The organism is Nonomuraea sp. NPDC050536, from assembly GCF_044457685.1.
Lineage (GTDB): Bacteria > Actinomycetota > Actinomycetes > Streptosporangiales > Streptosporangiaceae > Nonomuraea.
In genome coordinates, this window is the sequence record NZ_JBITHD010000003.1 from 623,560 (window position 1) to 633,274 (window position 9,715).

The window sequence follows — 9,715 nt, forward strand, 5'->3', positions numbered from 1 at the left end:
ATCAGGGGACGTAGTAGTCGCGGTCGCGGGCGTTGAGGATGGCCATGTGGCCGGGGAGGTGGCCGATCGCGTAGGGGACGCCGCTGGCCATGATGGCGGCCTGGGGTGTGACGCCGCAGGCCCAGAAGAGGGGCACCTCCCCCGCCCGCACCTCGACCGGGTCGCCGAAGTCCGGCCGCCCGAGGTCGGCGATGCCGATCGCTGCCGGGTCACCCACGTGCACGGGCGCTCCGTGGACCTGCGGGTAGTGCCCCGTGACCTCGATCGCCTTGTCGACCAGCGCGGCGGGCACCGGCCGCATCGACACCACGAGCGGGCCCGACAGGGAGCCCGCGGGCTCGCACGGCACGCTGGTGCGGTACATCGGCACGTTGATGCCCGCCTCCAGGTGCCGGATCGGAATGCCTGCCCGCAGCAGCGCCTCCTCGAAGGTGAAGCTGCACCCGATCAGGAAGGGCACCAGGTCGTCCCGCCACTCCTCGACCACCTGGTCGCGATCGGCGACCGGCTTCCCGTCGCGGTAGATCCGGTATCCCGGCAGGTCGGTCCGCAGGTCACCGGGGAACAGCCGCGTGCTTGTGGCCCCGGACTCCCCCACGTCGAGCACCGGGCACGCCTGCGCGTTCCGGTGCGCGAACAGCAGCAACTCGTATCCCAGCTCGCGCGGCACGGCGATCAGGTTCGCCTGCGTCCATCCGCGGCACCACCCGGCGGTCGGCACCCGCTCACCCGCCCGGAACCGCCCGCGCGCCTCCATCGGCGTCAGCCCAGCGACATCCACGCTCCGACAGTACGTCGGGCCCCCGACAATAACCCGCCACTACGGTCCCTCAGACCTAGACGCGGCCTGAGGCCACCTGGCTGCGGCGGGAGACCGAGTCGATGACGACCGCCGCCAGGAGAACGGCTCCTGTGACGATGAACTGGATGGCGTTGCTGACTCCCTGGAGGGCCATGCCGGAGGCGATGGACTGGATGACGAGCATGCCGAGCAGCGCCGAGTAGGTCGAGCCCCGGCCACCGAACAGGGAGGTGCCGCCGATGACCGCGGCGGCGATGGCCATCAGGAGGACGTTGCTCTGCCCGGTGGCCTGGCTGGCGCTGGAGATGCGGGAGGCCGCGAAGATGCCGCCGACCGCCGCGAAGGCGCCCGAGATGACGAACACCGTGATCCGGACGAAGGCCACGCTGATCCCCGCTCGCCGGGCCGCCTCGATGTTGCCGCCGACCGCGAAGATGGTGCGGCCGTACTTGGTGCGCCGCTGCACGAAGTCCGTGACGACGACCACGATGAGGAAGATCAGCAGCGCCAGCGGCAGGCCCTTGTACAGGTTAAGGATGTAGGCCGCGCCGAAGGCCACGACCGCCAGGACCACCGTGCGGAAGACGATGTCGCCCAGCGTGCGCGACGGCACCCCGGCCGCCCTGCGCCGGTTGTTGCCCACCAGCGACACGGCGAGGAACGCGGCGGTGGCCACCGCGGCCAGGCCGTACGCGGCGATGACGTAGGCGAAGTAGGTGCTGGTCAGCCGCGACACCAGCCCGTCGTTGTCGAGGTTGATGGTGCCGTTGGGCCCGAGCACGTACAGCTGGAAACCGGTCCAGGCCAGCAGGCCGGCCAGTGTCACGACGAACGACGGCACGCCGATCTTGGCGAAGAAGAAGCCCTGGAGGAGCCCCATCGCGGCGCCCACCACGACGGCCGCGACCATGGCGGCCACCGGGTTCCAGCCGTTGTTGACGTTCAGTACGGCCAGCACCGCCGCGCACGCCCCGCTCACCGCCCCGGCGGACAGGTCGATCTCGCCCAGGAGCAGGACGAACACGATGCCGACCGAGATGAGGCCGGTGGGCACGATGTCGACGCTGAGGTTCGACAGGTTCTGCGCGGACAGGAACTGCGGGTTGAGGATCTGGAAGATGAGCCAGATGACGATCAGCCCGACGACGACGGGCAGCGAGCCGAGCTCGCCGCCTTTGACGCGGCGCTTGAACTCCTGCAGGTAGCCGGCGAACCCCTCCTCCCGCACCAGCAGGCGCGGGTCGAGCGGCGTCTCGGGGAGGGGGGTCTGGCTGCTCATGAGCCCTCCTCGTCCTGGTCCCTGCGGCGTGCCTGGCGCCGGCTGACCGCGCTGTCCGTGGCCCCGGTGATGGCCGCGATGATCTCTTCCTGACTGGTGGTGCGGGCGTCGAAGAAGCCGTTGTTGCGCCCGAGCCGCAGCACGGCGATGCGGTTGGCGACGGCCATGACGTCGACCATGTTGTGGCTGATGAGGATCACGGCATGTCCCTGGTCGCGCAGCCGTTCGACGAGGTCGAGGACCTGGGCGGTCTGCTCGACGCCCAGGGCGGCGGTGGGCTCGTCCAGCATCACGACCTTGGGCTCGCCCAGCAGCGACCGGGAGATCGCCACGGTCTGCCGCTGGCCGCCGGAGAGCGAGGCGACGGGGATGCGAACGCTGGGGATCTTGATGGAGAGCGTGTGGAGCAGGCCGCGTGAGCGCTTCTCCATGGCGACCTCGTCGAGCACGCCCGCCCTGCGCAGCTCGTTGCCGAGGAACAGGTTGCCGACCACGTCGAGGTTGTCGCAGAGCGCCAGGTCCTGGTAGACGGTCGCGATGCCGAGCTCCTGCGCGGTGTGCGGGCTGTTGATCGTGACCGGCTTGCCCATGAAGCGGATCTCGCCGGTGTCGGGTGGCCCGACGCCCGCGATGACCTTGATCATCGTGGACTTTCCCGCGCCGTTGTCCCCGACGAGCGCGACCACCTCGCCTTCGTTGACCTCGAGCTCGACCTCGCTGAGCGCCTGCACGGCGCCGTTCTGGGGCGCCGGGCTGGCCTTCGTGGTGGACCTGGTGCTGTCGGTGATCGTCACCCTGGTCACCACGCCCAAACCGGTGGAGCAGCTGCGCGGCCTGGTCTACGGGCTGACCGCGGTGGACCTGCAGGACGATGCGCTGGCAGGCGACGCCAGGTGGTACCGCTCCCCCGTCATCCTGGGCACCGGAGCAGTCGTCCTGGCCGCCGCGCTGTACGGAGTGATCCTGTGAACGACATCAGGCGAGTCATCGGCGGGCTGTTCCTGCTCTACGGCGTGATCCTCATCGCGGTGGGCATCCCCGGCGCGGCCGTGAACCTCTGGACGGGCCTGGCCATGGCCGTGTTCGGCGGCTGCTTCCTGCTCTGGTCGGTGTTCAGGCCCGGCTGACCACAGGCTCGGCGAGCTGGCGCTGGGCAGTGAGGACTTCCTCAGGTAGATCGACATTTCGCCATCTTTTGCCTAGCAGCGGGAAACTCCAGGCGCTTTCACGGAATGGTTAGCGTTATGGGGACCAGCAGGGTTCAAGCCCATTGCTGGGCACTCGCGCTCTGCCTGCTCGGCACGCTCGCGGGAGCCTTCCTCGTCGGCGCCGCCATCCACAGCGGCGGCGCCGCGGAGGACCGCTTCCTGCAGTGCTTCGGCACGCAGCGGATTGACCTGGCAGTGGTGCCCGCCGACATGGACACCGGAACACGCCCGACGCCGGCCGGCTCACCGATCCGGCGGATCTCCTCGATCGACGGCGTCTCCTCCGTGCGGCAGATCCTCAGCGGCCCGGTCTGGGTGCGGGCCGAAGGCTCCTCGGCCGCGGCGGTGCAGGCGGCGCTGCTGCCCGAGGACGGGCTACCGCTGATCCACATGATCGACGGCAGCCCGCCGGCGCGGCCCGACGAGGCCGTGCTGGACGAGATGACCGCCAAGTCCCTCGGCGTCGAGCCCGGCGACACGCTGATCACCAACGACAAGGCGGGCACGCCGCTGCGGCTGCGCCTGTCGGGCGTCGTCGAGATCGACGTGAACGCGGACCTGATGCGCAAGGGCGTCCTGGGCGTGGGCCCCGAGCTGGCGCACCGGCTCGTCGGCCGGCTGACGGTGGGCGGCCTGCAGGTGACACTCGACCACGGCCAGGCGCCCGCCCCCGTCAGGCAGCGCATCGCCCAGGTGGTCGGCCCGCACTACGACGTCCTCACACTGCAGGACGTCTCCGCACGCAGGAGCGCCGACTCACAGGTGCTGACGCTGTCGCTGGCGACGCTCGGCGTGACGTCGCTGCTGGCCTCCATGGCGATCGCCTGCGCCACCTCCGGCCGCATCCAGGACACCCTCCAGCTCGACGCCTCCCACGTCATCGCCAAGTACGGCGCGGCCGAGATCCGCAAGCTGATCGTCTTCGACCGGGTCGTCGGCCTCGTCACCGCGATCATCGCCGGGATGGCGCTGACGGCCGGCGTCCTGGTGCTGCTGTCGATGATGGGCGCCGACCTGCCCTGCTCCAGCGTGTACTCCATCTCGGTGCTCACCACGCTGCTGCCTGTGATCGCCTTCGGGGTGGCGATCTCCACGGCGCCTGTGGTGGCGCTCATGCGCAAACGCGGCTCGCCCTCGGAACACTCCGACCCGCAAGAACACACGAGGTGCTAGTAGTCGACTTCGAAGTCGTGGGGGCCCAGCGCGAAGCCGTCGCCGCTGGGTACGACGTGGCCGTGCTCGATCAGGGTGGACAGGCTCCGCCGTACCTGCTGTTCCGACAGGCCCGTCGCGCGGATCAGCGCGGGCACGTCCGGGGTTCCGCTCTCGACCGCCTGCGCGGCGATCGCCTCGTAGACGTGGATGTCGACGTCCGACAGCGCCTGAACGTCGTGGTGCTCACTCATCAGCGCATCCTCGCGAACTCCCGCAGTCTGCCGGGATCGACGTCGCGCACCGGGTGGCGGCGCAGATACTCGTTCTCGAGTTCGTTCATGCGTGCGGTGTGGTGCTCGAGGGCCTCGTCGGGCCCGTGCAGGAAGGTCTCGGTGCGCGTCCTGTGCAGGTGGCGCAGTTCGCGGATCAGATCGGCGTCGGAGAGGCGGCTCGGTTCGATTCCCATCGTCGTCATGTGGTTCATCTACCCGCCTCCGGTCCGACAATATCTGTCACTTTTCCTGACATGAGGGCATTGTCGAGTTGGTGTCACGGCCATACCTTCCCGATATGGACCTCGAGCTCAGGCACCTCAGGATCGTCCGCGCGGTCGCGGACGCGGGAAGTGTCAGCAAGGCCGCGTCCCTGCTCGGGCTGGCCCAGCCGGCCCTGACCGCCCAGCTCAAGCGCATCGAGAGAGTGCTCGGCGGCACCCTGTTCGAACGCGACCGTCATGGCGCGCGGCCCACGCCGCTCGGCGAGCTGGTGCTCGCCAGGGCGCGCGTGCTCCTGCCCGCCGCACAGGAGTTACAGGAGGAGGCCGTCCGCTTCGCGCACGCCTCCTCCCCCGGTTTCCGCATCGGGGCGACCAACGGGCCGGTGCTCGGCGGCCTGGTCGACCGGCTGGCCGCCGAGCGCACGGTCAGCACCTTCACCTCGTGGTCGGCGCACGAGCTCACCACGATGGTGGAGTTCGGCCGCCTCGACTACGTCCTGACCGGCGCCTGCGGCGACATGGGCACGCCGTCGGGCACGCTCATCTGGGAGTCGATCAGCCTCGACCCCGTCTTCGTGCTGCTCGGCGCCGACCACCCGCTGGCCGGCGAGAAGGAGCTGGAGCTGGCCGATCTGGCGGCCGAGCAGTGGGCGGTGACGCCGGGCGACGGCTGCTTCGCCGACTGCTTCGCGATGGCCTGCGCCCGCGCCGGCTTCACCCCCGGCACGATCTACGAGACCGACGTGCCCACCTGCACGCACCTGGCGCAGGTGGGCAGGGCCGTGGTGCTGTGCCAGGCCACCCACCAGGCCGCGCCGGGGCTGGTCATGGCGCCGCTGACGGGCGCGCCGCTGCGCTGGCGGCAGCTGCTCGGCCGCCATCCCACCGCCCCCGACGCCGCGTGGGTGGTCTCCCAGGCCAAGGACGCGCACGCGGACTCCATACGGCGATGCCCCGTCTATCACGATTGGCTGGTACGCAATCCGGGTTTTGGCACCATTCCATAACACCGTGATAGGGGCAGATTGATAGCTCCTCGATTCCTGGAACCGCCGTACGGTGACGGCACCCCCGGCAGCGAGGAGTTAACATGCTTCGCACTCCCGCACTGATCGCGATCGCGATCGGCGCCCTCATGCTGACGGCCACCCCGGCCGTCGCCTCGAAACCGCCGTCAGGACAGGTCGACTCCCTCTCGCGCGATCTCGGCATCACCCAGGAGCAGGCGGTCAACCGCATGGCCAGCGAGGCACGCGGCAACCTCGTCGTGCCCTCGTTACGCAAGCGGCTCGGCGACCGCTACGCCGGCGCCTGGTACGAGGGGCCCGAGGCGGCCCTGGTCGTGGCCAGCGTGTCGGCCTCCGACAGCGCCGCCATCACCGGGTCCGGCGCGCAGGCCCGAACCCTCACGCGCTCGTTCGCACAGCTCCTGGCGGTCAAGAACGGGCTGGACCGCTCCCCCGCACCTTCGTCGGTCTTCGGATGGGGAATCACGCCGCAGGACAACGCGGTCACGGTGTCGGCATCCGATGCTGATCAGGCGCATGCCTGGGTCACCTCGTCCGGCGTGGACACGGCCGCCGTCAAGGTGACGGTCGCGCAGGAGCGTCCGCGGCTGTTCTACGACATCCGCGGCGGCGACGCCTACTACATCCCCGCCAAGGGCTACCGCTGCTCGATCGGCTTCGCCGCCAGGCGCGGCACGCAGCTCGGCTACACCAGCGCAGGCCACTGCGGCAGCGTCGGCGACGCCACCAACGGCTCCAACCAGGTCGCGCAGGGCACCTTCCAGATCTCCTCCTTCCCCACCAACGACTACTCGTGGGTGGCGACCAACTCCAACTGGACCGCGCCCGGCGTCGTCAACGGCTACAGCGCCGGCATCCTGCCCGTGCACGGCTCGACCGTCGCCCAGCCCGGCGGCTCGATCTGCCGCTCCGGCTCCACCTCGCAGTGGCACTGCGGCACCGTCCAGGCGCTCAACCAGACCGTCAACTACTCCGAGGGCACGGTCTACGAGCTGACGCAGACCAACGTCTGCGCCGAGCCCGGCGACTCCGGCGGCGCGTTCATCTCCGGCGACCAGGCACAGGGCATGACCTCCGGCGGGTCCGGCGACTGCACCAGCGGCGGCACCACGTTCTTCCAGCCCATCAACGAGATCCTGTCCACGGGCGGGCTCACGCTGGTCACCAGCGGCAGCCAGCCGCCGCCCGGCTGCACGGGTTACCGGGAGCACTACACCGGGTCGCTGACCTCGGGTCAGAGCGGCTACCAGCCGAACGGGTCGTACTACCAGTCGACCGTGTCGGGCACGCACGCCGCCTGCCTGAAGGGTCCCGCCGGCACCGACTTCGACCTGTACCTGCAGAAGTGGAACGGCTCGTCGTGGGCGGTCGTGGCCACCTCCAACAGCCCCAACCCCGACGAGACCATCAGTTACAGCGGTACGGCGGGCTACTACCGCTACCGGGTGCACGCCTACAGCGGATCCGGCTCCTACACGCTCGACCTGAACAGGCCGTAGCTCGACCTGCGCCCGCCGGGTTGCCCCCACCCGGCGGGCGCGATGAGTTTCCGGCCGTCGCCGAGTCTGTAGGTTGCCAGCCGGCGCGACAAAGGAGACATCATGCAGGAGCAGGTGCAGCAGGCCATCGACAAGATGACCGAGTCGGGACCTGAGCGGGGCATCCAGGTGGCCGTGTACCGCGACGGTGAGCTCATGGTCGACGCGGTCTCCGGAGTGGCCGACTCGGCCACGGGCCGCCCGGTCACGCCGGAGACCGTGTTCTACACCTACTCCACCGGCAAGGCGATGACCGCCACCATCACGCACCTCCTGGTCGAGCGCGGGCTCTTCGACTACGACACGCCGGTGGTCGCGCTGTGGCCGGAGTTCGGGGCGCGGGGCAAGCAGGTCGTGACGTTCAGGCACGTGCTCACGCACTCCTCGGGCGTGCCGCAGATCCCGATGGACACCACGGTCGAGGGCCTGTGCGACTGGGACGGGATCTGCGCGGCCATCGCCGCGCAGGAGCTGTGGTGGGAGCCCGGCACGCAGGTCGGCTACCACGCTTACACCTTCGGTTACATCCTCGGTGAGGTCGTACGGCGGGCCACCGGCAAGCCGATCTCGCAGGTCCTCCGCGAGGACGTGGCGGGTCCGCTGGGCCTGGCCGACGAGCTGTACTTCGGCATGCCCGTCTCCGAGCACGGGCGGCTGGCCCGGCTGGAGGAGCCACCGGGGGCGGGCGACTGGGCCGCGTCGATGCCCGCCGACCTGCCGATGCTCAAGGCGGGTCCGATCGCCACCTGGCCGGGGGCCGACTTCGGCAACCGTACCGACGTCCTGGCGGCCGACATCCCGGCGGGCGGCAAGAACTCGGCCCGCGCGATGGCCCGCCTCTACGACTCCCTGCTCGGTCACGGCGTCCAGATCCTGCCGCCCGCCCGCGTGGCCACGGCGACGGCGCTCGCGGCGGAGGGCGTGGACCAGGTCTTCGGCAACCCGTCGAAGTGGGCGCTCGGCTGGGCGCTCGGGCTTCCCGGGGGCGAGTCGGAGACGGCGTTCAACATGGGCGGCGTCGGGGGCAGCTTCGCCTTCGCGGATGCTTCGACGGGGATCGCGTTCGCGTTGACGAAGAACTACATCGCCCTCGACTTCGACGCCGCGACCGAACTCATCAAGATCGTCATGGCGTAACCTCCGGGGAACCCCCGAGGAACGGTGTGGAACGCCTCTCCAGTGTCAGGACCACCAAGTCATGATCAGGAGAGACTCCATGATCCTTCGCAGATTCGCCGTACCCGTGCTCGCCGTCGTCCTCGGCGCGGGACTGGCCGCCAGTGTCGCGCCACCGGCGTTCGCCGACCAGTGCACGCTGTTCATCGGGAACCAGACCCCGCAGCACTTCTATCCCGTCACCGTCTCGTGCGGCCGCGACACCGTGCAGGGGTTCTCCCTGTGGGGCCAGGACGAGGTCTTCGACGAGTTCCGCCAGGGCTTCAACGGGGTGTCGTCGGCCACTGTCTCCCGCGACGTTCTCAACGAGGACGACTCCATCTTCAACCGCGAGGACGACATCTACGCCAAGGTCGGCGGCGTGGACGTGTTCGGCAACTCCTTCAACGACCGCATGACCAATGTCATCCACCGCAACTTCTAGCGCTCGGCAACCGTCGACCCGGCACGACGTCGTGTCGGGTTGACGGTTTAGAGAGGGACATGCGATACTGAATGCGGGATCAGGGTTGACAAATGATGTATTTGTTGTATTTCGTTTGCCTTTCGGGTTATGCTGCCGCTCCACGCTGCCCTTCGACGTCTCGCTCTTTTGGCATGTGTGCAGTAAGTCCACCGCGATCCCTCGGAAGGACATTTGTTGGCAGCCTCGCGCAACGCCTCCGCCGTACCCGCCGGTCCCCGTCGCGTGTCATTCGCGCGTATCCAGGAGCCCCTCGAAGTTCCTGACCTTCTTGCCCTGCAAACCGAGTCGTTCGACTGGTTGCTGGGCAACGAGAAGTGGAAGGCCCGGGTCGAGGCGGCTCAGCAGGCCGGGCGCAAGGACGTCCCGACCCAGTCGGGTCTGGAGGAGATCTTCGAAGAGATCAGTCCCATCGAGGACTTCTCCGGAACCATGTCCTTGTCGTTCCGCGACCATCGCTTCGAGCCGCCTAAGCACTCAGTTGATGAGTGCAAAGACAAGGACATGACCTACTCCGCCCCGATGTTCGTCACGGCGGAGTTCATCAATAACACCACCGGTGAGATCAAG

General features: G+C 69.1%; 12 protein-coding genes and 1 pseudogene. 8 read left to right on the forward strand and 5 right to left on the reverse strand.

Annotated features, from left to right (window positions below; genetic code table 11):
- Window position 1: 1 nt before the first annotated feature.
- The 3 genes from ACIBHX_RS12945 to ACIBHX_RS12955 form a co-directional block, all read right to left on the reverse strand.
- Window positions 2–757: a putative hydro-lyase gene (locus ACIBHX_RS12945; RefSeq protein WP_397067083.1), complete on the reverse strand. Its 756-nt coding sequence runs from the start codon at window positions 755–757 to the stop codon at window positions 2–4.
- Between the two features lie 79 nt (window positions 758–836).
- A complete protein-coding gene (locus ACIBHX_RS12950) occupies window positions 837–2,081 on the reverse strand; it encodes a sugar ABC transporter permease (RefSeq protein WP_397067022.1) in 1,245 nt (414 codons plus the stop codon).
- A complete protein-coding gene (locus tag ACIBHX_RS12955; RefSeq protein ID WP_397067023.1) occupies window positions 2,078–2,875 on the reverse strand; it encodes an ATP-binding cassette domain-containing protein in 798 nt (265 codons plus the stop codon). The genes ACIBHX_RS12950 and ACIBHX_RS12955 overlap by 4 nt, the downstream gene beginning before the upstream one ends.
- Here ACIBHX_RS12955 and ACIBHX_RS12960 point away from each other — a divergent pair.
- The 3 genes from ACIBHX_RS12960 (at window position 2,865) to ACIBHX_RS12970 (ending at window position 4,462) form a co-directional block, all read left to right on the forward strand.
- A complete protein-coding gene (locus ACIBHX_RS12960) occupies window positions 2,865–3,050 on the forward strand; it encodes a hypothetical protein (protein ID WP_397067025.1) in 186 nt (61 codons plus the stop codon). The genes ACIBHX_RS12955 and ACIBHX_RS12960 overlap by 11 nt on opposite strands.
- Entirely contained in the window at window positions 3,047–3,208 is a 162-nt protein-coding gene (locus ACIBHX_RS12965) for a hypothetical protein (RefSeq protein WP_397067026.1), read from the forward strand. Before ACIBHX_RS12960 ends, ACIBHX_RS12965 begins: the two co-directional genes overlap by 4 nt.
- A gap of 117 nt (window positions 3,209–3,325) precedes the next feature.
- Window positions 3,326–4,462, forward strand: a complete 1,137-nt coding sequence (locus ACIBHX_RS12970; RefSeq protein ID WP_397067028.1) for a hypothetical protein — start codon at window positions 3,326–3,328, stop codon at window positions 4,460–4,462.
- On the opposite strand, the gene ACIBHX_RS12975 is transcribed toward ACIBHX_RS12970, so the two are convergent.
- Both ACIBHX_RS12975 and ACIBHX_RS12980 read right to left on the reverse strand, forming a co-directional pair.
- A complete protein-coding gene (locus ACIBHX_RS12975) occupies window positions 4,459–4,695 on the reverse strand; it encodes a hypothetical protein (protein ID WP_397067030.1) in 237 nt (78 codons plus the stop codon). The two genes, ACIBHX_RS12970 and ACIBHX_RS12975, sit on opposite strands and share 4 nt — an antisense overlap.
- A complete protein-coding gene (locus ACIBHX_RS12980; RefSeq protein WP_397067032.1) occupies window positions 4,695–4,919 on the reverse strand; it encodes a DUF6158 family protein in 225 nt (74 codons plus the stop codon). The genes ACIBHX_RS12975 and ACIBHX_RS12980 overlap by 1 nt, the downstream gene beginning before the upstream one ends.
- Window positions 4,920–5,014: 95 nt before the next feature.
- On the opposite strand from ACIBHX_RS12980, the gene ACIBHX_RS12985 reads away from it, so the two are divergent.
- The 5 genes and pseudogenes from ACIBHX_RS12985 to ACIBHX_RS13005 all read left to right on the forward strand — a co-directional run.
- Window positions 5,015–5,947 carry a LysR family transcriptional regulator gene (locus ACIBHX_RS12985; RefSeq protein ID WP_397067033.1) on the forward strand — a complete coding sequence of 311 codons (933 nt, stop codon included), beginning with the start codon at window positions 5,015–5,017 and terminating at the stop codon, window positions 5,945–5,947.
- 83 nt (window positions 5,948–6,030) lie between these two features.
- Window positions 6,031–7,467 (forward strand): S1 family peptidase, encoded by a 1,437-nt coding sequence (locus tag ACIBHX_RS12990; RefSeq protein WP_397067035.1) that lies wholly within the window; start codon window positions 6,031–6,033, stop codon window positions 7,465–7,467.
- 102 nt (window positions 7,468–7,569) lie between these two features.
- On the forward strand, window positions 7,570–8,643 hold the full coding sequence (locus tag ACIBHX_RS12995) for a serine hydrolase domain-containing protein (RefSeq protein ID WP_397067037.1): 1,074 nt from the start codon (window positions 7,570–7,572) through the stop codon (window positions 8,641–8,643).
- Window positions 8,644–8,722: 79 nt separating this feature from the next.
- Window positions 8,723–9,106: a hypothetical protein gene (locus tag ACIBHX_RS13000; RefSeq protein ID WP_397067039.1), complete on the forward strand. Its 384-nt coding sequence runs from the start codon at window positions 8,723–8,725 to the stop codon at window positions 9,104–9,106.
- A gap of 216 nt (window positions 9,107–9,322) precedes the next feature.
- A pseudogene (locus ACIBHX_RS13005) lies at window positions 9,323–9,715 on the forward strand (DNA-directed RNA polymerase subunit beta); the annotation flags it as partial.

What these genes read in the sequence shown, in the direction of transcription:
- ACIBHX_RS12970 (WP_397067028.1), top strand. Translation starts at nt 3,326, where the DNA reads ATGGGGACCAGCAGGGTTCAAGCCCATTGCTGGGCACTCGCGCTCTGC.
- ACIBHX_RS12995 (WP_397067037.1), top strand. Translation starts at nt 7,570, where the DNA reads ATGCAGGAGCAGGTGCAGCAGGCCATCGACAAGATGACCGAGTCGGGA.
- ACIBHX_RS12980 (WP_397067032.1), bottom strand. Translation starts at nt 4,919, where the DNA reads ATGACGACGATGGGAATCGAACCGAGCCGCCTCTCCGACGCCGATCTG.
- ACIBHX_RS12945 (WP_397067083.1), bottom strand. Translation starts at nt 757, where the DNA reads ATGGAGGCGCGCGGGCGGTTCCGGGCGGGTGAGCGGGTGCCGACCGCC.
- ACIBHX_RS12975 (WP_397067030.1), bottom strand. Translation starts at nt 4,695, where the DNA reads ATGAGTGAGCACCACGACGTTCAGGCGCTGTCGGACGTCGACATCCAC.
- ACIBHX_RS12985 (WP_397067033.1), top strand. Translation starts at nt 5,015, where the DNA reads ATGGACCTCGAGCTCAGGCACCTCAGGATCGTCCGCGCGGTCGCGGAC.
- ACIBHX_RS13000 (WP_397067039.1), top strand. Translation starts at nt 8,723, where the DNA reads ATGATCCTTCGCAGATTCGCCGTACCCGTGCTCGCCGTCGTCCTCGGC.
- ACIBHX_RS12950 (WP_397067022.1), bottom strand. Translation starts at nt 2,081, where the DNA reads ATGAGCAGCCAGACCCCCCTCCCCGAGACGCCGCTCGACCCGCGCCTG.
- ACIBHX_RS12990 (WP_397067035.1), top strand. Translation starts at nt 6,031, where the DNA reads ATGCTTCGCACTCCCGCACTGATCGCGATCGCGATCGGCGCCCTCATG.